21 protein-coding genes and 1 pseudogene are annotated in these 20684 nt (G+C 69.7%); 8 read left to right on the top strand and 14 right to left on the bottom strand.

Features of this window, described 5'->3' with window-relative positions; all coding sequences use genetic code 11:
- Positions 1-2: 2 nt before the first annotated feature.
- The 8 genes and pseudogenes from ACQBJO_RS05705 to ACQBJO_RS05670 all read right to left on the bottom strand — a co-directional run.
- The gene (locus ACQBJO_RS05705) at positions 3-1298 is read right to left on the bottom strand and encodes a sugar ABC transporter permease (protein WP_421006846.1); all 1296 of its coding nucleotides are present in this window, start codon (positions 1296-1298) and stop codon (positions 3-5) included.
- A complete protein-coding gene (locus ACQBJO_RS05700) occupies positions 1295-2092 on the bottom strand; it encodes an ATP-binding cassette domain-containing protein (protein WP_255185785.1) in 798 nt (265 codons plus the stop codon). Before ACQBJO_RS05700 ends, ACQBJO_RS05705 begins: the two co-directional genes overlap by 4 nt.
- Positions 2093-2119: 27 nt before the next feature.
- On the bottom strand, positions 2120-3217 hold the full coding sequence (locus tag ACQBJO_RS05695) for an ABC transporter substrate-binding protein (protein ID WP_421006847.1): 1098 nt from the start codon (positions 3215-3217) through the stop codon (positions 2120-2122).
- Positions 3218-3334: 117 nt separating this feature from the next.
- Positions 3335-4504 (bottom strand): ROK family transcriptional regulator, encoded by a 1170-nt coding sequence (locus tag ACQBJO_RS05690; RefSeq protein ID WP_421006848.1) that lies wholly within the window; start codon positions 4502-4504, stop codon positions 3335-3337.
- A gap of 113 nt (positions 4505-4617) precedes the next feature.
- A complete protein-coding gene (gene purU / locus ACQBJO_RS05685) occupies positions 4618-5487 on the bottom strand; it encodes a formyltetrahydrofolate deformylase (RefSeq protein WP_421006849.1) in 870 nt (289 codons plus the stop codon).
- On the bottom strand, positions 5484-6695 hold the full coding sequence (gene rlmN / locus ACQBJO_RS05680; RefSeq protein WP_421006850.1) for a 23S rRNA (adenine(2503)-C(2))-methyltransferase RlmN: 1212 nt from the start codon (positions 6693-6695) through the stop codon (positions 5484-5486). Before rlmN ends, purU begins: the two co-directional genes overlap by 4 nt.
- Positions 6696-6713: 18 nt before the next feature.
- Complete coding sequence (locus ACQBJO_RS05675) at positions 6714-7037, bottom strand: hypothetical protein (RefSeq protein WP_421006851.1); 324 nt, start codon at positions 7035-7037, stop codon at positions 6714-6716.
- An 8-nt stretch (positions 7038-7045) separates the two neighbouring features.
- Positions 7046-7267, bottom strand: a pseudogene (locus ACQBJO_RS05670) (hypothetical protein); the annotation flags it as partial.
- A gap of 228 nt (positions 7268-7495) precedes the next feature.
- On the opposite strand from ACQBJO_RS05670, the gene ACQBJO_RS05665 reads away from it, so the two are divergent.
- The 5 genes from ACQBJO_RS05665 to ACQBJO_RS05645 all read left to right on the top strand — a co-directional run bounded on the left by ACQBJO_RS05665 (position 7496) and on the right by ACQBJO_RS05645 (position 12771).
- Positions 7496-8668: a tyrosine-type recombinase/integrase gene (locus ACQBJO_RS05665; protein ID WP_421006852.1), complete on the top strand. Its 1173-nt coding sequence runs from the start codon at positions 7496-7498 to the stop codon at positions 8666-8668.
- A 79-nt stretch (positions 8669-8747) separates the two neighbouring features.
- Positions 8748-10847, top strand: a complete 2100-nt coding sequence (locus ACQBJO_RS05660) for a tyrosine-type recombinase/integrase (protein ID WP_421006853.1) — start codon at positions 8748-8750, stop codon at positions 10845-10847.
- Positions 10844-11260: a DUF6262 family protein gene (locus ACQBJO_RS05655; RefSeq protein WP_018155890.1), complete on the top strand. Its 417-nt coding sequence runs from the start codon at positions 10844-10846 to the stop codon at positions 11258-11260. The genes ACQBJO_RS05660 and ACQBJO_RS05655 overlap by 4 nt, the downstream gene beginning before the upstream one ends.
- 243 nt (positions 11261-11503) lie before the next feature.
- Complete coding sequence (locus ACQBJO_RS05650; RefSeq protein WP_421006854.1) at positions 11504-12205, top strand: SDR family NAD(P)-dependent oxidoreductase; 702 nt, start codon at positions 11504-11506, stop codon at positions 12203-12205.
- A gap of 50 nt (positions 12206-12255) precedes the next feature.
- A complete protein-coding gene (locus ACQBJO_RS05645; protein ID WP_421006855.1) occupies positions 12256-12771 on the top strand; it encodes a hypothetical protein in 516 nt (171 codons plus the stop codon).
- 394 nt (positions 12772-13165) lie between these two features.
- On the opposite strand, the gene ACQBJO_RS05640 is transcribed toward ACQBJO_RS05645, so the two are convergent.
- The 4 genes from ACQBJO_RS05640 to pyrH all read right to left on the bottom strand — a co-directional run bounded on the left by ACQBJO_RS05640 (position 13166) and on the right by pyrH (position 15910).
- Complete coding sequence (locus ACQBJO_RS05640; protein WP_421006856.1) at positions 13166-13552, bottom strand: hypothetical protein; 387 nt, start codon at positions 13550-13552, stop codon at positions 13166-13168.
- A 118-nt stretch (positions 13553-13670) separates the two neighbouring features.
- Entirely contained in the window at positions 13671-14546 is an 876-nt protein-coding gene (locus ACQBJO_RS05635) for a phosphatidate cytidylyltransferase (RefSeq protein ID WP_421006857.1), read from the bottom strand.
- 1 nt (position 14547) lies between these two features.
- A complete protein-coding gene (frr, locus tag ACQBJO_RS05630) occupies positions 14548-15105 on the bottom strand; it encodes a ribosome recycling factor (protein WP_421006858.1) in 558 nt (185 codons plus the stop codon).
- Positions 15106-15184: 79 nt separating this feature from the next.
- On the bottom strand, positions 15185-15910 hold the full coding sequence (gene pyrH, locus ACQBJO_RS05625; protein WP_421006859.1) for a UMP kinase: 726 nt from the start codon (positions 15908-15910) through the stop codon (positions 15185-15187).
- Between the two features lie 214 nt (positions 15911-16124).
- Between pyrH and ACQBJO_RS05620 the strand changes: the two genes are divergently transcribed.
- Genes ACQBJO_RS05620 through ACQBJO_RS05610 form a run of 3 tightly spaced genes read left to right on the top strand, consistent with a single transcriptional unit; the run spans position 16125 to position 18800 of the window.
- On the top strand, positions 16125-17624 hold the full coding sequence (locus tag ACQBJO_RS05620) for a fatty acid desaturase (RefSeq protein ID WP_421006860.1): 1500 nt from the start codon (positions 16125-16127) through the stop codon (positions 17622-17624).
- Positions 17621-18199 (top strand): TetR family transcriptional regulator, encoded by a 579-nt coding sequence (locus tag ACQBJO_RS05615; RefSeq protein WP_421006861.1) that lies wholly within the window; start codon positions 17621-17623, stop codon positions 18197-18199. Before ACQBJO_RS05620 ends, ACQBJO_RS05615 begins: the two co-directional genes overlap by 4 nt.
- Positions 18200-18209: 10 nt before the next feature.
- Positions 18210-18800 carry an antibiotic biosynthesis monooxygenase gene (locus ACQBJO_RS05610; protein ID WP_421006862.1) on the top strand — a complete coding sequence of 197 codons (591 nt, stop codon included), beginning with the start codon at positions 18210-18212 and terminating at the stop codon, positions 18798-18800.
- Between the two features lie 72 nt (positions 18801-18872).
- On the opposite strand, the gene tsf is transcribed toward ACQBJO_RS05610, so the two are convergent.
- Together tsf and rpsB are read right to left on the bottom strand one after the other, a co-directional pair.
- Positions 18873-19700 carry a translation elongation factor Ts gene (gene tsf, locus ACQBJO_RS05605; RefSeq protein ID WP_255185773.1) on the bottom strand — a complete coding sequence of 276 codons (828 nt, stop codon included), beginning with the start codon at positions 19698-19700 and terminating at the stop codon, positions 18873-18875.
- A gap of 52 nt (positions 19701-19752) precedes the next feature.
- Entirely contained in the window at positions 19753-20628 is an 876-nt protein-coding gene (rpsB, locus tag ACQBJO_RS05600) for a 30S ribosomal protein S2 (protein ID WP_421006863.1), read from the bottom strand.
- Positions 20629-20684 lie beyond the last annotated feature (56 nt).

The following is a 20684-nucleotide window of genomic DNA, read 5'->3' as shown; positions in this document are numbered from 1 at the left end:
GCTCAGGCGCGGCCGTGGGCGGCGCGGCTGCGGCGGCTCAGCGAGTCGATGACCACGGCGAGCAGGAGCACCCCGCCGGTGACCATGTAGCGCACCGACGAGTCGAGGTTGAGCAGGCTCAGCCCCGAGCTGATCGACTGGATGACGATGACGCCGAGCAGGGCCGAGTAGGCCGAGCCGCGGCCGCCGAAGAGGCTCGTGCCACCGATGACCGCTGCGGCGATGGCGTTGAGGTTGGTGTCGGCGCCACCGCTGCTCTGGTTGGCCGCGGCCAGACGGCACGCAGCGAAGATGCCGCCGAGCGCGGCGAAGGTCGCCGTGAGCGCGAAGACCGACAGGTAGACGCGCGTGACCCGGATGCCAGCGCGACGCGCCGCCTCGACGTTGCCGCCGACGGCCATGACCGCGCGGCCCCACGAGGTGCGGCGCAGCGCGAGGTCCATGACGACGACGAGCGCGAGGAAGGTCAGGAACATCATCGGCACGCCGCGGTCCTGGTTGAGCACGAAGGCCGGGACCCCGAGGACGAGCGCCAGCAGCACGGCCCGCACCGCCGTCGCCGTCGTCGACGGCGCGGAGAGACCGGCGGCCTTGCGCTGCATGCCCGCCCGCACGCGGGTGACGACGTAGATCGCGACGACGGCCGCGATGAGCGCATAGGTCGCCCCGGGGACGAGGAAGGTCTTCTGGGCGAACCTCACCAGACCGGAGTCGAAGGGGAGGTTGACCGTCCCCTCGTCGCCGAGCACGAGCAGCTGGAGACCGAGGAAGCCGAGCAGGCCGGCCAGTGTGATGACGAAGCTCGGGACGCCGAAGGTCGTGAAGATCGCCCCGTAGAGCAGGCCGACGACGAGGCCCGCGAGCAGCGCGGCGATGATCGCGACCGGCACCGACCACCCGTGGTTGACGAAGCCGACGGCCAGGACCGCCGAGGACAGGCCGCTGATCGAGCCGACCGACAGGTCGATCTGCCCCAGCAGCAGCACGAGCACGACACCGATCGAGATCGTGCCGACGGCCGCCGACTGGAGGGTGAGGTTGACGAGGTTGCGGCTGGACAGGAAGTTGTCGTTGAGCGACTGGAAGACGACCCAGATGACGACGAGGCCGATGACGACCGGCAGCGAGCCGAGGTCGCCGGTGCGGATCCGGCCCCAGGTCGCGGCGAGCCACCCGGAGAGCCCCTGCTCGGAGATCAGCCGCTCGTCCTGCAGGTCGGCGGGCAGCGTGGCGGCGTCGGACGTGGCGGGGGTGACCGGGGAGGTGCTCTCGACGTCGGGGGTGCGGGCGGTGCTCATCGGGCGGCCTCCTGGGTGGCCCGGCGCGCGGCGCGCTCCGAGACGGCATTGGTCGTCGCGCCGGTGATCGCGGCGATGATCTCCTGCGACGTGGTCTGGCTGACGTGGAAGGTGCCGTTGTTGCGGCCCAGCCGCAGCACGGTGACGCGGTCGGCGACCGCCATGACGTCGGACATGTTGTGGCTGATGAGGATGACGCCGAGGCCGTTCTCCCGCAGGCGCTCGACGAGGTTGAGCACCTCCGCGGTCTGGGCGACGCCGAGGGCCGCCGTCGGCTCGTCGAGCATGACGACCTTGGGGTTGCCGAGGAGGCTGCGGGCGATGGCGACGGTCTGCCGCTGGCCACCGGAGAGGCTCGCGACGGGGATGCGCACGGAGGGGATCTTCGCGCTCAGCTGGCGCAGCAGCCGCCAGCTCTCGCTCTCCATCGCGACCTCGTCGAGCATCCCGAGGCGGCGACGCTCCTGCCCGAGGAAGAGGTTGCCGACGACGTCGAGGTTGTCGCACAGCGCGAGGTCCTGGTGGACCGTCGCGATGCCGAGCCGCTGCGACTCGGCCGGGCTGGAGATGCTGGCCCGGGCTCCGTCGACGGTGATCTCCCCTTCGTCCGGGACGTAGACGCCGGCGATCGCCTTGACGAGGGTGGACTTGCCGGCGCCGTTGTCGCCGACGAGGGCCACGACCTCCCCCGGGCGGACGTCGAAGTCGATGTCCTTGAGAGCCTGCACGGCGCCGAAGCGCTTCGACAGCCCGTGGATCGAGAGCACCGGCTGCCCGGTGGAGGTCGTGGTCATGTCAGTCCTTCGTCGTCGTCGGTCGGGTCACTTCAGGCCGGCGGAGGCACAGGCCGTGGCGACCGAGCCCGCGCAGATGTCCTCGACCTTGTAGAAGCCGTCCTTGACGACGGTGTCCTTGATGTTGTCCTTGGAGACGACGACCGGGTCGAGGAGGGTCGCGGGCACACCCTCCTTGTCGTCCTCGGCCTCCGGCTTCTCGCCGTTGCCCAGGGCGATGGCGGCCTTGGCGGCGTCCTCGGCCTCCGGCTTGATCGCCTTGTAGATGGTCATCCGCTGGTCGCCGGTGACGACACGCTGGATCGCGGCGAGCTCCGCGTCCTGGCCGGTGACCGGCGGAAGGGGGTCGACGCCGCCACCCTTGAGCGCGGCGATGGCGCCGCCGGCCGTGCCGTCGTTGGCCGCGTAGACCCCGACGAGGTCGCCCTTGACCTTCGACAGCTGGCCCTCCATCCACGACTGCGCCTTGTCCGGGCTCCAGTCGGGGGTGTCGTACTCGGCGGCGACGGTGTAGTCGCTCTTGTCGATGACCGAGTGCGCGCCCTTCTTGAAGTCGGCGGCGTTGGCGTCGGTCGGGGCGCCGTTGATCATGACGATGTCGCCGGAGGTCTTGCCGTCCTCCTTCATCGCGTCGAGGAGCGCCTGCCCCTGCAGCTCTCCGACCTTCTGGTTGTCGAAGGAGACGTAGTAGTCGGAGCCGGCGACGAAGCGGTCGTAGGCGATGACCGGGATGTCCTGGCCCTTGGCGCTGCTCACGAGCGAGGCGGCAGCCTTGCCGTCGACCGCGTCGAGGACGATGACGTCCGCGCCCTCCGTGACGGCGGACTCGAACTGCTGCTGCTGCTTCGTCGCGTCCTGGTCGGCGTTGTTGTAGACGACCTCGCAGTCGGCGCACTCGGCCTTGACCGCAGCCTCGAAGAGGGGCCGGTCGAAGGACTCGTAGCGGGTCGTCTTCGACTCCGGCAGCAGGAGCGCGATCTTCAGCGCCCCACCCGAGTCGGCGTCACCCCCGGAGCCCGAGCCGGAGCCCTCCCCCGAGCTGCACGCGGTGAGGGCGCCGGCGCTGAGGGCCAAGGCGAGCGGGAGGGCCAGGGCACGGGACACGCGGTGCGCGGGAGTGGTCATGTCGATCTCCTCGTTGAGATGTGCCAGCCACCCCGTGTGGCTCGCTCAGGTCGGGACGCTAGAACTGTCGCTCCTTGACGTCAAGACTTGAACTCAACGTGTCGCCGAAGTGCGACCTCAGCCGACCCGCGCCGACCGGGCCGTGGCGGCGCGCAGCAGCGCCCCGCGCACGTCGGCCTCGTCCCCGAGCGCCCCGAGCACGAGCTCGACGCTCGCAGCCGCACTCGGGATCGCGCTGCGCTCGACGCCCTCACGCATCGCGTCGAGCAGCAGGTCACCGGTGCGGGCCAGCTGGCCGCCGACGGCGATGACCTCGGGGTTGAGCAGGTTGACCAGCCCCGCGACGGCGACGCCGAGGTGGCGGCCGGCGTCGACGATGACCCGACGACAGCCCGGGTCGCCCTGCTGGGCGCGAGCGATGATGTCGCGCAAGCCGATCGGTCCCTGGGACGGGGCGATGGCCGCGATGAGCGCCGGCGACCCGACATAGGTGTTGAGACAGCCGCGGTTGCCGCACCGGCACACCGGCCCGGCCTCGTCGATCGTCACGTGGCCGATCTCCCCCGCGGTGCCGGCGCTGCCCCGGAAGACCCGCCCGCCGATGACCAGGCCGGCACCGACGCCGTGCGAGAGCTTGAGGTAGGCGCCGGTGGAGACGCGGCTCAGCGCACCGGCCAGGAGCTCACCCTCGGCCGCGAGGTTGGCGGTGTTGTCGAGGACGACGGGTGCTCGCAGGGCGGTCTCGAGCTCGGCCGCCGCCGGCACACCCCGCCAGCCGGGCATGATCAGCTCGGAGCCGACCGCCCCGGTCACCGAGTCGACGGGCGCCGGCAGCCCGAGCGCGACCTGGTCGAGGTCGGGCACCGATCGACCGTTGTCGACGAGCAGGTCGTGCAGCAGCCGGGCCGCCCGGTCCAGCCCCTCGTCGGCGTGGTGGTCCTGCGGCAGCGGCATCCGCTGGCTGGCGATGACGTCGTTGGGTCCGGTGCCGATGGCCACGCGGATGTCCCTGTCCCCGAAGGCCACTCCCGCGAGCAGGGGCCCTCCCTCGGCGAGCGCGACGAGCACGGCGCGGCGACCGTTGCGCACGCTGTTGGACAGGGCGACCTCGCCGTCGGCGGCGAGATCGCGCACGAGGTTGGAGATCGTCGCCGGCGACAGTCCGGTCGCGCCGGAGATCTCGACCTGGGTGAGCGGGCCGTGCGCGGACAGCGTCTCGACCACCCGCTCTCGGTTGGCCCGGCGCAGCGAGGACTGCGACCCCGGAGCCGACCCGCCTGTCTTCATGATCAAAACCTAAGGGAGAGCCTGCCCTCGTGGCGAGACCCGCCCTCTCCCCTTCGCATGTATCTGAGGCGTGCGGGCCGGGTTCGCATTTCCTCAAGGAAATGCGAAGGGGGTCAGTCGAAGACGATCGTGCGCCGGCCACGCAGGACGACCCGGCGCTCGACGTGCCAGCGCAGCGCCCGGGCGAAGGCCATCGCCTCGAGCTCGGCGCCGGTGGCGGCGAGCTGTGCCGGGCTCATCCGGTGGTCGACCCGGCGGAAGTCCTGCTCGATGATCGGGCCCTCGTCGAGGTCGGAGGTCACGTAGTGGGCCGTGGCACCGATGACCTTGACCCCGCGCTCGTGCGCCTGCGAGTAGGGGCGCGCCCCCTTGAAGGACGGCAGCAGCGAGTGGTGGATGTTGATGACCCGGCCGGGCAGGTCGGCGCACAGGTCCTCGGAGAGCACCTGCATGTAGCGCGCGAGCGCCACCGTCTCGACCTGCTCGGCCGCGATGATCTCGCGCAGCCGCGCCTCGGCCTGCGGCTTGGTCTCCCGGGTCACCGGCACGTGGTGGAAGGGGATGCCGTGCCACTCGACCTCCGCGCGGAAGTCCTCGTGGTTGGACACGACGGCCGGCACGACGACGTTGAGCTGGCCGGTGCGCACCCGGAAGAGCAGGTCGTTGAGCACGTGCCCCTGGCGGCTCACCATGACGAGCAGCCGGTGCGGCTCGCTCGGGTCGTGGACGTCGACGTCGGCGCCGAGCTCGTCGGCCAGTCGGGCGCGCTGCGCCTCGAGCCGCTCGGCGTCGATCGCCCCCTCCCCCTGCAGGTGCATCCGCAGGTGGAACTCGCCGGTCGACGGGTCGCCGAACTGCTGGCTGTCGAGGATGTTGAGGTCGAGCCCGGCCATCGCCCCGGTGACGGCGTGGACGATGCCACGGCGGTCCGGTCCGCTCAGGGTGAGGACGATCTCGTGGGCCTCGGTGACGGGCGCGCTCATGCGGTCGCCGCCGCGAGCTGCCCGCAGGCGCCGTCGATGTCGCTGCCGCGCGTGTCCCGCACCGTCGTCGGGATGCCGTGAGCGCGCAGCCGCTCGACGAACTGCTGCTCGACGCCGCGCCGCGAGGCGGTCCACTTCGACCCCGGCGTGGGGTTGAGCGGGATCGGGTTGACGTGCACCCAGCCCTTGCCGCGCTCGGTGAGCTTCTTGCCGAGCAGGTCGGCACGCCAGGCCTGGTCGTTGATGTCGCGGATCAGGGCGTACTCGATGCTCACCCGGCGCCCGGTGCGCAGGTAGTAGCGGTGCGCGGCGTCGATCGCCTCGTCGACCTTGAAGCGCGTGTTGATCGGCACGAGCTCGTCGCGCAGCTCGTCGTCGGGCGCGTGCAGCGACAGCGCGAGCGTCACCGGGATGCCCTCCTCGGTGAGCCGGTCGATGCCGGTGACCAGACCGACGGACGACATCGTGATGCCGCGGGCGCTCATGCCCAGGCCCTCCGGCGAGGGGTCGACCATGCGGCGGATGGCACCGATCGCGGCCTTGTAGTTGGCCAGGGCCTCACCCATGCCCATGAAGACGACGTTGGTGACGCGGCGACCCGACGACGAAGGGAGGGACTCCCCTTCGTCATCGGCCTCGGCCCCCAGCGCGGCGCCGGCGTCGTCACCCAGCGGCAGGTCACCTGCCTGCGCGAGCAGGCGGTTGGCCTCGACGACCTGGCCGACGATCTCGGCCGTCGACATGTTGCGTGTCAGGCCCTCCTGGCCGGTGGCGCAGAAGGGGCAGTTCATCCCGCAGCCGGCCTGGCTCGAGATGCAGATCGTCGCGCGACGCGGGTAGCGCATGAGGACGGACTCGACGAGGGCGCCGTCGTGCAGCCGCCACACCGACTTCAGCGTCGCTCCGCGGTCGGCGGTGATCGTGCGCACCGGCGTGAGCAGGCGCGGGAGCATCGCGGTGGCGAGCTCGTCCCGGGCCGCCTTGGGCAGGTCGGTCATCTGCTCGGGGTCGTCGGTGTGGTGGGTGAAGTAGTGCGTCGACAGCTGCTTCGCGCGGAAGCCGGGCAGACCCAACTCCTTGGCCCACTCGACCCGGCCCGCGAGGTCGAGGTCGGCGAGATGGCGCGGCGGCTTGCCGCGGCGGGGCGCGGTCATCGTCAGCTGGCCGGGCGACGGGCGGGCGGTCGAGGGCGTGGGCAGGTCGGTCATCCCGCCCATCATCTCAGGTCAGGAGCGTGCCCCACCAAAGCTGCCCGCAGCCGGGTCGGCGGCGTCGCGCCCCTGCCCCTCGCCGTGGGCCGCCTCGTCGGGCCCAGTGGCCTGCTCCGGCCCGGAGAGCACGCCGACGAGGGCCTCGTGCACCGCCTCGGCGCTGCCGATGGTCGGCTCCTCGGTGAGGTGGTACCACTCGTCCGCCCCCTCGTAGCGCACCCGGGAGGAGACCTGCCCGTCACGCTCGCTCGTCTCGAGCTCGATGCGGCCGGTGATGGTGCCGACCTCACGGGTGGCCACGCCACCGGGTCGGGCGGTGAAGGTGCTCGTGCGGCTCATCGTCGGCCTCAACAGCTCGCGAGCCGGTCGGACAGCGCGGTCTTCTCCGCGGACTGCAGGGCCAGCCCCCAGCGATACTTCGTCGCCACCCACATCTTGGCGTAGGTGCACCGGTAGGTCGTGCGGGTCGGCCACCACGTCGAGGGGTCCTGGTCCCCCTTCGACCGGTTGGAGGAGGCCGAGACGGCGATGAGCTGCGGGCCCTCGAGGTCGTTGGCGAAGTCCTCGCGCTCCTGGTCCGACCACGAGTCCGCGCCGGAGCGCCACGCCTCGGCAAGCGGGACGACGTGTTATCCGGTACGGCGTACCGGCTGGCGGTGACGTCGCCGACGACAGTACGGGCCAGGCGGTGGAGTGTCGGCGGCGTTGTTATCAGGTACAGCCTCCTCGCTGTTGAGGACATCCGCCTGTCGGTGCTCGCTTCTACCTTGATAGGCGACCGAGAAGGAGGTGCCGTGATGGCATCGACCCAGAGAGTGGCGATTCCGGATGGCGTGACGTGGACAGTCGTCGACGACGAGGCCCACGTGATCGAGCACGTCGAGTCGTATCTGGATTTTGTCCGACAGTCTGACTACTCACCGAACACGGTGCGCTCGTATGCGAAGAGCTTGGCTTTGTGGTCGACGCACTTGGCGGGTCGCGGCCGTGCGTGGGATGCAGTGCAGTTGACCGACTTCGGCTCGTTCCTGCAGGCGCTTCGTGCCGGTGAAGTCGGTTCCAGGACGACCGCGTTGAGATCGACCCGGGTTGTCTCCGACGCGACCGTCGCGGCCCGGGTCCGTCCGGTGATGAGCTTCTACCGGTTCCATGCGGCGATGGGAGTGCCGGCGGCCCCGTTCCTGTACGAACAGGTGAGCCGTAGCCCCGGCCGCTACCTGCCCTTTCTGGAGCATGTGGCCCGTCGTGGGACCCGGAGCCAATCGACCGTCAAGGTGCGTGTCCGGCCCCGGGAGGTGCCCGTACTCGAGCCCGCGAGCGTCGATGCACTGATCACGGCCGAGGCCGACTTCGACACCTCCAGCGGGGAATGGTCGGGCGACCTGCGTTACCGGTTGTTGTGGACGCTACTGGCCGAGACCGGGATGCGGATCGGCGAGGCCCTCTCGCTGCAGCACCGAGACTGGGCCACGGGTCGAGGGGACACCGCCTCGGTCCACATCGTTCCTCGACCGCACCCGCACGGTCTGCAACTCAAGAGCGGGGCAAGACGCGTGTTCGTGGGCAGCCGACTTGACCGTCTCTACGGCGACTACGTGTGGTGGCTGTGCGATCGGGGCGCAGACGCCGTCATCGAGGACTGGGACGCGGCCTACATCTTCTGCAACGCCTTCCGGGAGCCGATGTTCGCCCCACTGCGAACGGAGAGCGTCTACGCGCACCTGAACCGGCGGAAGCGCCAGATCCCGGAGCTTCCGTCGGGGATGACTCCGCATTGGTTCCGCCACACCCACGCCACAGCGCTGCTGCTGGCCGGCACTCCACTGCACGTGGTCAGCAGCCGCCTGGGTCACCGCGACGTGCAGACCACCACCAACACGTACGGGCACGTCACCGACGACGCCGAGCTGGCCGCATTGGCCAACTGGCGCCACGTCGTGCACGGATGGGAGTCGACTGCCGATGACTGAGCAACCACGCCAGGCCCAGCGCAACGGGCACGCAGGGAAACGACTGGACCGGCGAGACCCACGGCTACCGGTCTCCGAGATGTTCGATGCCGACGTGGCCGCCACTCTCTGGGAGTCTCTACCCGAGGACTGCCGGCGCGACCACTTCGACAAGACCACCATGCCCGAGCGGTACCGCGCGGCTGTGGCTGAGACAAGCGCCGGGGGCTCGTGGACCACGATCGCCCTCAACATGCGAGGCCTCCCCGAGCCGATGACTGGGGAGCTGGCCTGGCTGCTACACCGTGAGATCGAACTCGGACGGCGCGTCTACCCTCTGGCCTTCAACGCGACGACCAGGGTGTTGCGGGTCGCCACCGGTCAGGGCGGAGCCCCCGCTCGAACGGCCCAGTCGTTGTTGCAGTTGACGCCCGAGGAGTGGCTACACCAGGCCCACGGCGCGCGGCTGCGCGGTGCCGATCTGGGGCGCAGCAACGACGACCACGCGCTGCACACGATCCGCCGGCTCCAGGACGTCCTGGTCTACCCGTACCACCGGGGAGACTGGTGGCAGCTGAACGTCTGGAACCCTCAGCTCGATCCGCGTGTCCCGCAGCGCGATCACGAGCCGCACGGGCGCAGCAGCGCCAACTTCAGCCACCTGACCAGCGACTGGCTCCGGGAGGCCGCGAAGTGGTGGCTGTCGACCTGCCTGGAGACGGAGCGCTACTCCTGGAGCACGATGAAGACGCGGCTGGACGGGCTGAAGTGGCTGCAGCGCTACCTCGACGAGGCCGGCGACGCCGGCCCACCGCTGGTCGTCGACCCCGATGAACTCCGTCCCTTCGTCCGTGGCTTCTTGGCCGGCGTGCGCAGCCACAGGGTGACGTCAGGGCCTCGAACGGGCCAACCTTTGGCGGCGAACCCGCGGCGAGCGATCCTGACAACGATCGAGCAGTTCTACGCCTGGATGTATGACAACCGGACCGATGCAGCGACCACCTTGCGCGAGCCGCGGTGGTTGGCACTGGGTCCGGCTCACAGCGTGCTGTTCCGCGCCGGCGACAAGCCACGGCTGACAAACAGGCACAGCGAGGACATGGTGCTCGAGGACGATGTCGTGGCCCGTATCGCCGAAGGAGCTGAGCTGTTGGCGCTCCCCAAAGCCGAGGGAGGGCTCGGTGATCTTGCGGCATTCCACGCGTTGATGCTGCTGATCCGAACCGGTCGCCGGGTCAACGAGGTACTGATGATGGACTTCGACCCCCTGCTGCCGCTGGTCGGCTCCAACGACGTCGACGAGTCCGGGCTGGTCGCCCGGATGCGCTACCAGCAGACCAAGGTCCAAACAGGCCAACCGAACTCGATCCCCGTCGACGCCGAGGTGGTCGCCATCATCCGCACCCAGCAGATCGAGGCCCGCCGACACATGTCCAGCATGGGCTGGATGGACCGTGAGCCCCGCTACCTCTTCCCCCGACCACGGGAAAACCGCAACGGAGCGCACCCCTACTCCGACGCCACCCTCCACAGCATCCTCGGCAAGCTCACCGACAGGCTCGGCATCACCGACAGCCAGGGACGGATCGTGGCGATCAGCAAGACCCACCGTTTCCGGCACACCGCCGCAACAAACCTGCTCAATGCCGGGGTCCCACTTCACGTGGTCATGCGCTACTTCGGCCACGCCTCCCCGGAGATGACCATGCACTACGCGATCACCCTCGCCCAGACCGCCGAACGCGAGTTCCTGCGGTTCAAGAAGGTCACTACCGACGGACGCCCCCTACCCCTGGACTCCGAGGACCTCTACGACGTCCTCCAGCTCGACAAGCGGGCCGACCGAGTGCTGCCCAACGGCTGGTGCATGCTGCCACCCAAGCAGGTGTGCAATCGTGGCAACGCATGCCTGTCCTGTGACAAGTTCGTCACCGACGCCAGCCACGCTCCGGAGTTGCGGCGCCAGCTGACCGACGCCGAACGTCTCCTCGAACAGCGCCAGTCAGCGTTCCTGGCCAAGTACGGCACCCCGATGGACGAGGACAACGTCTGGGCACAAGGACGGACCGCCGAAACCGCCTCCCTGCGCCAGATCCTCCTCGCCATCGAGGACGTCAGCGACACATCACAGGCCGTACGAGGGGCTGGCGCTAATGACAGAACCCAACGCAACGACGCCGCGGGAGAGGACGCTGGATGAGCGAGCACCTGGCCCGAGCCGCCCAGGCCCGGCACGACGACGTGATGAAACGCGCCACCAAGGCCCTTCAAGACATGACCAAAGCCGGCGAGGCAATCACGTTCGTCGCGGTCGCCCGCCGAGCCGGCGTCTCTACCGACTTCCTCTACAACACCCCGGACCTGCGGTCGAAGATCGTCGCGTTGAGAGGTGGGCGCCTCGCACCGACCTCGGCCCCGCCCCAAGACGACGGCACCTCAAGCACGAGCGCGATCCGCGCCCTGTCGACCCAACTCAAGGAACAACGCCGGCGCCACCGCCACGAACTCGAGGCACTCCAGCGCGCCCTCGCCGCCGCGCACGGAGAGAACCTCAAACTCCGCCGTCGACTCGCGTACCTCGACGACGAACACCCCGACCCCGAAGATCGCTGATCGACGTCCCGGATAGCTCCCCATCACCGGGCATCGTCCAGGACGGGTCTTACGGGACACCCGAACATGCGTTCGTGCGCTGACCTGCACTATCACCGCAAGCGGTTCCTCCTGCGGGACGGCATGACGTCTATCTGTAACGGTGCCGTCTAACGATCAGTTGCTGCAGCCGGTCATCTTCGATTCGCCGGGTGCTGTTCCAGCTTCTGGGGCGGTGTCGTTCCGCGGGCTACCGTTGCGGCTGTGGAACTCGATGGGAAGGTCTCGCTCGTGACCGGAGCGGAATCAGGCCTCGGCTGGTTCATCGCCGAGACCCTACGCGAAGCGGGTTCGACCGTGATCACCGTGGATCTCCGACCGGGAGAAGGGATCACTGTCGCTGACGTCGCCACCGAGGCCGGCCGCGCGACTGCTATGGCCGCGGCCCAGGAAGCGGGCGGCCTGGACGTGCTCGTCAACAACGCCGGAGGCTGGAGCGCCGGCGGAGTGCAGTTCCCCACGGCTGAGCCGGGAGCGTGGCGAAACGCGATCGAACTGGACCTAGTGGCTCCTATGGCACTTACGCAGTTGGCGTTGCACATGCTTGGTCATGGCGGCGGCGCCGTCGTGAACATGTCGTCCAGCGCCGGGGTGGAGACAACCGCGTACAGGTCCCCTGAGTATGCGGCCGCCAAGGCGGGCTTGATCCGGTTCACGACCGCCCTCGCCGACTGGCACGAGCGATATGGCGTTCGCGTCAACTGCGTCGTCCCGGGGTGGGTGGGCCTCAAGCGCGCTCACGATGAGCTTGCTGCGATGCCGGCGGCTGAGCGTGGCCTCGCGCCGACCCTCGTGCCGCCCGAAACGATCGCCGTTCAGGTCCTTCGACTTCTGCGTGATGACTCCCTCGCCGGACGGGTCGTCAGCATGCTCGACGGGGATCGGGAGCCCAGGCTGTTGCACTGATCGATCCTGTGCGGCCATGGAAGGAGCTTCGGCTGGTCTACCCTCGCGCCATGGAGCCTTGGGGTGCTGACCTCTTCGGAGACCCATGCCGGGAGTGCGGCTTCGAGTGGTCGGTGAAGCCGGACGACGCGGTGGCGTGGATCGCCGACCTCGATAGTCGGCTACGTGCAGCAACCGCCTCGTTGCAAGGTGACGAGCGACTGGACGGCTGGGCGGTGACCGAGTACGTGTCGCACATCGGGGACAACCTGCGTCAGTGGGCTGAACGTCTTCAAACTGCGCGTTTGACAGGACGAAGCGCGGTGAGCGGCTACGACCCCGACGCACTGGCCCTGGCGCGCGGATACGAGCAACTTCCGGTGGCCGTTGCGCTCTGGTCTGCGGGCGATGCGGCCGAGCGTTGGGTCGAGGTGCTGGCGGCATCTATCGAGGAAGGAGTCGTGCTGCAGCACGCAACCAGGGGACGGCAGCGTGCTGAGGACATAGCTCGAAACAACTGTCACGACGCGCACCACCACATCTGGGACATCCGGCGTATCGCCGCCGGACACGCCTCGGCAAGCTGAGCGCGGCGGAAGTTCGGCACTCAAGCGGATCGAGCACCCGACACGCGCGCTGCCAACTCGGAGCCATCGACGGCGTCCCGCAGGGTGATCGGCTTACGGGACCGGGTGGCTCCTCACGCGTTGATGGCGTGTGTCCTGCGCAGGGGTGACCACAGTATGAACTGCCTCGTTGACCGCCGTGAAGAAGACCACTGCGATCTCACCGGCGGAGACACGCTCACGTGGTCCCGGCGATCCGTTCGCCCTACCGGACGATCGACGAGCACCCTCCGATCGCCAAGATCCACCAGGGCGAGGTAACGCCGGGCCCGGCTCCCGTCGGGATGGATCCCCATGCGGGCCAGCAGATCGCCTCTCTGTGACCGGCATGTCGCTGACGAGTTGACCTGCGCGATCAGATGGCACTTACTGTGACCGCTACAGATACGACGTGGTCGATGTCGAGGTCGCTGCCGTCGGTGAAGGAGGCGCCGTCGTACTCGCTGAACCAGTCCCCCGACGTGGGCCGGCAGTCCGAGCCGACCTCGACGTCGTCGCCGTCCCGGGCGAGGACGGTCTCGCGGGTGTCGCACCCGTCGACGGTGATCCAGTGGTTGAACTCGTCGCGGTCGTAGCCGGTCATCGACCCCTCCGTCTCGACGGGCAGGGCGTCGAGCTGGCTGATGGCGGTGGCCGTCGACGGGATGCCCGGGGGCGATGCGGTGGCCGACGCGGCCGGCGCCAGGGCGATCGAGGTCGCCGCGGTGGCAGCGAGGACGGAGCAGGTGGCGCGCAGGCGCATGGCGGGTCCTTGACGGTCGGGTGCCGGGGCACGAGCGACGCTAGGGCCGGACCTGGGACCGCGGGTGAACACGTGGTCAGGGGCGGCCGGGGACCCCGTCAGGGATGCGTCAGGGAGGTCAGTGCGGGGCGATGATCCGCAGCGCCACCCACATGAGCGGGATGACGAGGACGAGCGAGTCGAGCCGGTCCATGAGGCCACCGTGGGCCGGCAGGATGTTGGACATGTCCTTGATCCCGAGGTTGCGCTTGAGGCTGGACTCGATGAGATCACCGATCGTCGCCACCGGGGCGGTGAGCGCCCCGAGGATCGCGCCCTGCCACCACGCCCCGTCGAGGGTGAGCGGGATGGCGATCGCGCCGACCGCGGCGCACGAGATGACCGAGCCGGCGAAGCCCTCCCAGGACTTCTTCGGGGACAGCTTCGGCGCCATCGGGTGCTTGCCGAAGAGCACACCGAAGGCATAGCCACCGATGTCGGAGAAGATGGTGATGAGGATGAAGACGAAGATGCGCCACTGGCCCTGGGGCTCCGCGAGCATCATCGCGGCGAAGCCCGCGAGCAGGCAGGGGTAGAGCAGGATCAGCGCACCGGCACCGACGTCACGCAGCGCCCCCGCGAGCCCGTCGGCGACCCGCCAGATGAGCGTGGCGACGAGGGTCAGCGCGGCCGCGAAGACGAGCGCCTCGGCCCCGCGGACGTAGGCGGCGACCGTCATGCTCACGGCGCCGATGGCGACCGGGGCGAAGGGGGCGTAGAGCCCCCCTTCGCTCAGGGCCTGGCGCATCTCCCACACCGCCACGACCATGGCGACGCAGACGACGACGAGGAAGGCGACGGGGTGCAGCGCCAGCGAACCGGCGGCCACGCCGCCCAGGGCGACGCCGGTCGCGATGGCGACGGGCAGGTTGCGCCCGGCACGACTCGTCGGAGCGGCCGGGGCGGGCGCGGCCGCCCGGACGGAGCGACGGGTCGCGGACTCGGGCTCGGTCACATCAGACCTCGGAGAGCTCGGCTTCCTTGGACTTGAGCAGGGTGTCGACGGTCTCGACGTACTTCTTCGTCAGCGCGTCGAGCTCCTTCTCGCCCCGGGTGCCGTCGTCCTCGCCGACCTCGCCGTCCTTGACGAGCTTGTCGATGGTGTCCTTGGCGGCACGTCGGACGTGGCGGATCGAGATCTTGGCGTCCTCGCCCTGCGAGTGCGCCAGCTTGATGTACTCCTTGCGCCGCTCGGCGGTCAGCTCGGGCATGGTCACGCGGATGACCGTGCCGTCGTTGCTCGGGTTGGCGCCGAGGTCGGAGTCACGCAGCGCGCTCTCGATCGCACCCATCGACGACTTGTCGAAGGGGGTGATGAGCAGGGTGCGGGCCTCGGGCGTGGCGAAGGAGGCGAGCTGCTGCAGCGGCGTCGGCGACCCGTAGTAGTCGACGAGGACCCCGCTGAAGAGGCCCGGGTTGACGCGACCGGTGCGGATCCCGGCGAAGTTGTCCTTGGCCACCTCGACGGCCTTGTCCATCTTGTCCTCGGCCTCGAGCAGTGCGTCCTCGATCATTGGGGCTCTCCTTGTCCGGCCGTGGCGGCCGTGGCGGGCGGGCGGCGGGTGCCGCGGTGGTCTGGGGTCAGTCTCTCACTCAGGCGTGGACGAGGGTGCCGATGGACTCGCCGAGCAGGGCTCGGGTCACATTGCCCTCGCCCTCCATGCCGAAGACGAGCATCGGCAGGTTGTTCTCCCGGCAGAGGCTGAAGGCCGCGGCGTCGACGACCTTGAGGTCCTGCTGGAGTGCCTCCTCGTAGGTGACGCTCTCGAGCTTGCGGGCGTCGGGGTTCTTGCGCGGGTCGGAGTCGTAGACCCCGTCGACGCCGTTCTTGGACATCAGCACCGCGTCGCACTTGATCTCCAGGGCGCGCTGGGCGCTCACCGTGTCGGTCGAGAAGAAGGGCATGCCGGCGCCCGCACCGAAGATGACGACGCGACCCTTCTCGAGGTGGCGGATCGCGCGACGCGGGATGTAGGGCTCGGCGACCTGGCCCATCGTGATGGCGGTCTGGACGCGGGTGTCGACACCGGCGTCCTCGAGGAAGTCCTGCAGCGCAAGGCAGTTCATCACGGTGCCGAGCATGCCCATGTAGTCGGCTCGGGTGCGGTCCATGCCCTGCTCCTGCAGCTGGGCGCCACGGAAGAAGTTGCCGCCGCCGACGACGATCGCGACCTGGACTCCCTTCGCCACGGCCTCGGCGATCTGGTCCGCCACACCGCGCACGACGTCGGGGGCCACCCCGACCTTGCCGCCGCCGAAGACCTCGCCGGACAGCTTGAGGAGGACGCGTCGGTAGGGGGTGGTGGTCTCGTCGGACACGGGTGTGCTCCCTGTGGTCGAGGGCGAAGGGGGATCGCCCCGATCCTTCCACAGGTGCGGCCCGACAGAGGACTCCTCGGCAAGGACCGGCGACGACCCGGCGGCGAAGGGAGATCACCGGGACCCTGCTTGACATTTTGTGACCAGTTGTCAAGTTACCCGATCGTCAGTACCGTCACCGCAGCAGGACCACTCGACGACGAGGAGCTGTGGCATGGCGACGATGGTGTCGGCAGACGGACAGGTGACGTGGCGCGATCGCAAGCGCCATCTGTGGCTCATCGGGCTGGTCGTGCCCTCGCTGGCCTTCGTGGCCTACCTCGGCTACGCGACGACCGGCTGGCACTGGTGGTTGTGGCTCGGCCCGATCATCATCCTCGGCGTCATCCCGGCGATCGACCTGCTCGTGGGACGTGACGCGCACAACCCGCCCGAGGAGCTCGTCAAGGCGCTCGAGGCCGACCGCTACTACGCGTGGATCATCTACGCCTACGTCCCGATCCAGTACCTCGGCTTCGCCGCGGCGATGTACCTCATCGCCCGGGGCAACCCCACGCCCGACGTGCTCGGTGCCCTCGGTCTGGGCGACCTGGCGGCCGACCTGCCGGGGCGACTGGGCACTCCCTTCGAGCTGACGACGATCGACAAGATCGGGGCGGCGGTCTCGATCGGCTGCGTCGGGGGCATCGCCATCAACACCGCCCACGAGCTGGGCCACAAGCGGCCGCAGCACGAGCGCTGGCTGTCCAAGGTGGCGCTCGCGCAGAGCGGCTACGGGCACTTCTTCATCGAGCACAACCGCGGCCACCACGTCCGGGTCGCGACGCCCGAGGACCCGGCGAGCTCGCGGCTGGGCGAGAGCTTCTACGCCTTCTGGCCCCGCACCGTGATCGGCTCGCTGCGCAGCGCGTGGCGCCTCGAGGCCCGCCGGCTGGCCCGCCGCGGCAAGCACCCGTGGCGCCTCGACAACGACGTGCTCAATGCCTGGCTCATGACGCTCGTGCTCTGGGCCGCGCTCGTGCTGTGGCTCGGGCCGGGGCTGCTCCCCTACCTCCTCCTCCAGGGGTTCATCGGGCTCAGCCTGCTCGAGGTCGTCAACTACCTCGAGCACTACGGGATGCTGCGGACCAAGGTCCACCACGGCGACGTCGAGCGCTACGAGCGCGTCCTGCAGAGCCACTCGTGGAACTCCGACAACATCGCGACCAATGTCTTCCTCTACCACCTGCAGCGGCACAGCGACCACCACGCCAACCCGACGCGGCGCTACCAGGCCCTGCGCAGCTTCGACGAGGCCCCGGTGCTGCCGACCGGCTATGCGGGCATGATCGTCCTCGCCCTCGTGCCCCCGCTGTGGCGGCGGGTCATGGACCCCCGGGTCGCGGCGCACTTCGACGGCGACCTGACCCGGGCCAACATCGACCCACGCAAGCGGGAGCGGATCCTCACCGCGCACTCGGCCCGGCAGGACCGCGCATCGGGCGGGGCCACGGCGATCGCCGTGCTCGAGGCGCCCGCGCTGCCCGAGGCGCCCGACGACGTCACGGCCGCGCGCTGCCCGGGCTGCGGCTACCGCTACGTCGTCGCCGCCGGTGACGAGCACGAGGGCTTCGCGGCGGGCACGGCATGGGCCGAGGTCCCCGTCGACTGGACCTGCCCCGACTGCGGCGTGCGCGACAAGCTCGACTTCGTCGTCGAGGCCGGTGCGGCGTGACCGACTCCCCGCTGCGCGCACGGATCCTCGACGCCACCGCCGGTCTGACGATCGGCGGTGGCTGGGCCGCGGTGTCGATGGGCAAGATCGCCTCCGCGGTCGGCGTCAGCCGCCAGACCGTGCACACCGAGGTCGGGACCAAGGCCGAGCTCGCCGAGGCCCTCGTCATCCGTGAGGTCGAGGGCTTCCTCGGGGAGGTCATCGCCGGCTTCGACGGGGCGCCCGACGTGCCCACCGCCATCGAGGCGTCGATCACCCGCGTGCTGCAGCGGGCCGAGGACAGCGCCCTCGTGCGCGGCGTCGTGTCCGCCGCCCACGGCGCCGACACCGAGCTGCTCCCGCTCCTGACGACCCGACCCGAGCACCTGCTCGAGCTGGCGACCGCAACCGTCCAGGGGCTCGTCGCCCCCTTCGCCCTGCCGCTGCCGCAGGCCCGGATCGACGCGACGATCGAGGTCATCGTCCGGGTGGCGCTGTCGCAGGTCATGCACCCGACGGGCACGCCCGAGCAGGTCGGCGAGCACCTCGCCTGGATGGTGCGGGTCGTCCTCAACGCGATCCCGGACGGGTCCTGACGGCTTATCCTTGCCGGTCGTGAGCACCGCACCCGCCGACCGGTCGGCCCCCGTCACCGTCTCGATCACCCGCACCGTCCGCCCCGAGGACGAAGCCCTCATGCAGGTGTGGGCCGACGCGGGGACGACCCTCGCGCGGCGCTTCCCCGGCTTCCTCGGCTCGGGGTGGGTGCGCCCGTCGCTCGGCTCCGACCAGTGGCACATGCTCTACCGCTTCGCCGACGCCGACGCCCTCGAGCACTGGCAGGAGTCGCACGAGCGCGCCCGCTGGCTCGGCGCCGCCGCCCGTCTGGTGGAGGCGACCCGGATGGAGTCGCGCACCGGCATCGAGGGCTGGTTCGACGAGCCGCACGAGGTGACCGGCGGCGACATCGCACCTCCCGCTCCCCCGCGGTGGAAGCAGATGGTCGTCATCTTCTGCGCCTTCTTCCCCACGAGCCTGGTGCTCACCTATCTCCTCGCGATGGTCACCGAGGGCTGGCCGGCGTGGGGCCGCGTGCTGCTCACCTGCGCCATCGCCATCCCGTGGATGACGTACGTCTTCCTCCCCTTTGTCACGCGGCTCTTCCTGCCGTGGACCCAGCCGCGGCGCTCCCCGTGACCTGCCGCCGAGCATGACGAAGGGCGCCGCACCCCGGCTGGGGTGCGGCGCCCTTCGGCGGTGCGGGGTTCGTCAGGAACCGACGCGGAAGCGGGCGAACTGCGTCGCGCTCGCGCCGGCCTCCTCGAGGACCTTGCCGACGGACTTCTTCGAGTCCTTGGCGAAGGGCTGGTCGAGCAGGACGTTCTCCTTGAAGAAGCCGTTGACCCGGCCCTCGACGATCTTGGGGAGCGCAGCCTCGGGCTTGCCCTCCTCCTTGGCCGTCTCCTCGGCGATCCGGCGCTCGTTGGCAACGACGTCGGCGTCGATCTCGTCGCGGGTGAGCACGTTGGGGCTGAAGGCCGCGATGTGCATCGCGACGTCACGAGCCACCTGGGCGTCGCCACCCTCGGTGCCCAGCAGGACACCGATCTGGGCGGGCAGGTCGGGGCTGGTCTTGTGCAGGTAGGCCGAGACCTGGGGGGCCTCGACGCGGGCAACCCGCTTGACCTCGATCTTCTCGCCGATCGTCGCGTTGGCGTCGTCGAGGAGCTCCTTGACCGTCTTGTCGCCGGCCGGGGCCGCGAGCAGGCTCTCGGCGTCGGTGGCCTTGGACGCGACCGCAGCAGCGAGAACCTCGTCGGCGAGGGCGCCGAACTTCTCGCCCTTCGCGACGAAGTCGGTCTCGCAGAGGACCTCGACGAGCGTGCCGACGCCGGCCTCGGCCTGGGCCACGACGAGCCCGTTGGAGGTCGTGCGGCCCTCACGCTTGGTGACGCCCTTGAGGCCCTTGATGCGCAGCAGCTCCTGGGCCTTGGACTTGTCGCCCTCGGCCTCGTCGAGCGCCTTCTTCACGTCGAGCATGCCGGCGCCGGTGCGCTCGCGCAGCTCCTTGATGTCAGCGGCGGTGTAGTTCGCCATGTGTGTCCCGTTCTCCTTGCTCAGAGTGTGACGGTGGTCGGTGAGGTGGTGCTCAGGCCTCGGGGGTGGCCTCGGCGGCCGGAGCCTCCGGGGCAGCCTCCGCGGCGGGGGCCTCGGCAGCGGGAGCCTCGGCGGCGGGAGCCGCGGCCTCGGTGCTCTCACCGGCGAGGAGCTCGCGCTCCCACTCGGCCATCGGCTCGGCCTCGGCGGACGCAGCACCCTCGGTGGCGTTGCCGCCACCACGGGCCATCAGGCCGTCGGCCACCGCGTCGGCGACGACGCGGGTGAGCAGGGTGACGGAGCGGATCGCGTCGTCGTTGCCCGGGATCTTGTAGTCGACCTCGTCGGGGTCGCAGTTGGTGTCGAGGATGGCGATGACCGGGAGGCCGAGCTTGCGTGCCTCGTCGACGGCCAGGTGCTCCTTCTTGGTGTCGACGATCCACACGGCCGAGGGGACCTTGGCCATGTTGCGGATACCGCCGAGGGTCTTCTCCAGCTTGTCCTTCTCGCGGCGAAGGATGAGGAGCTCCTTCTTCGTGTAGCCGGAGCCGGCGACGGTGTCGAAGTCGATCTCCTCGAGCTCCTTCAGGCGCGTGAGGCGCTTGGAGATCGTCTGGAAGTTCGTGAGCATGCCACCGAGCCAGCGGTGGTTGACGTAGGGCATCCCGACGCGCGTCGCCTGCTCGGCGATGGGCTCCTGGGCCTGCTTCTTCGTGCCGACGAAGAGGATCGTGCCGCCGTGGGACACGGTCTGCTTGACGAACTCGTAGGCGTCGTTGATGTAGGTCAGCGACTGCTGCAGGTCGATGATGTAGATGCCATTGCGCTCGGTCATGATGAAGCGCTTCATCTTGGGGTTCCACCGGCGGGTCTGGTGCCCGAAGTGGACGCCGCTCTCCAGGAGCTGGCGCATGGTGACGACGGCCATGCCGAAGTCCTCTCTCGTTGATTGTCAGTTGTCTCCTGGTGCTCCGACCCACCCCG

The sequence above is a fragment of the Janibacter zhangyanbonis genome (assembly GCF_050507325.1).
Classification (GTDB): domain Bacteria; phylum Actinomycetota; class Actinomycetes; order Actinomycetales; family Dermatophilaceae; genus Janibacter.
This window is presented reverse-complemented; position numbering and strand designations above follow the sequence as displayed.

Coding starts and splice junctions, on each gene's coding strand:
- ACQBJO_RS05705 (WP_421006846.1), bottom strand. CDS start 1,298: ATGAGCACCGCCCGCACCCCCGACGTCGAGAGCACCTCCCCGGTCACC.
- rlmN (WP_421006850.1), bottom strand. CDS start 6,695: ATGACCGACCTGCCCACGCCCTCGACCGCCCGCCCGTCGCCCGGCCAG.
- ACQBJO_RS05655 (WP_018155890.1), top strand. CDS start 10,844: ATGAGCGAGCACCTGGCCCGAGCCGCCCAGGCCCGGCACGACGACGTG.
- ACQBJO_RS05675 (WP_421006851.1), bottom strand. CDS start 7,037: ATGAGCCGCACGAGCACCTTCACCGCCCGACCCGGTGGCGTGGCCACC.
- ACQBJO_RS05620 (WP_421006860.1), top strand. CDS start 16,125: ATGGCGACGATGGTGTCGGCAGACGGACAGGTGACGTGGCGCGATCGC.
- ACQBJO_RS05665 (WP_421006852.1), top strand. CDS start 7,496: ATGGCATCGACCCAGAGAGTGGCGATTCCGGATGGCGTGACGTGGACA.
- ACQBJO_RS05695 (WP_421006847.1), bottom strand. CDS start 3,217: ATGACCACTCCCGCGCACCGCGTGTCCCGTGCCCTGGCCCTCCCGCTC.
- ACQBJO_RS05690 (WP_421006848.1), bottom strand. CDS start 4,504: ATGAAGACAGGCGGGTCGGCTCCGGGGTCGCAGTCCTCGCTGCGCCGG.
- frr (WP_421006858.1), bottom strand. CDS start 15,105: ATGATCGAGGACGCACTGCTCGAGGCCGAGGACAAGATGGACAAGGCC.
- ACQBJO_RS05640 (WP_421006856.1), bottom strand. CDS start 13,552: ATGCGCCTGCGCGCCACCTGCTCCGTCCTCGCTGCCACCGCGGCGACC.
- ACQBJO_RS05660 (WP_421006853.1), top strand. CDS start 8,748: ATGTTCGATGCCGACGTGGCCGCCACTCTCTGGGAGTCTCTACCCGAG.
- purU (WP_421006849.1), bottom strand. CDS start 5,487: ATGAGCGCGCCCGTCACCGAGGCCCACGAGATCGTCCTCACCCTGAGC.
- ACQBJO_RS05645 (WP_421006855.1), top strand. CDS start 12,256: ATGGAGCCTTGGGGTGCTGACCTCTTCGGAGACCCATGCCGGGAGTGC.
- ACQBJO_RS05700 (WP_255185785.1), bottom strand. CDS start 2,092: ATGACCACGACCTCCACCGGGCAGCCGGTGCTCTCGATCCACGGGCTG.
- tsf (WP_255185773.1), bottom strand. CDS start 19,700: ATGGCGAACTACACCGCCGCTGACATCAAGGAGCTGCGCGAGCGCACC.
- rpsB (WP_421006863.1), bottom strand. CDS start 20,628: ATGGCCGTCGTCACCATGCGCCAGCTCCTGGAGAGCGGCGTCCACTTC.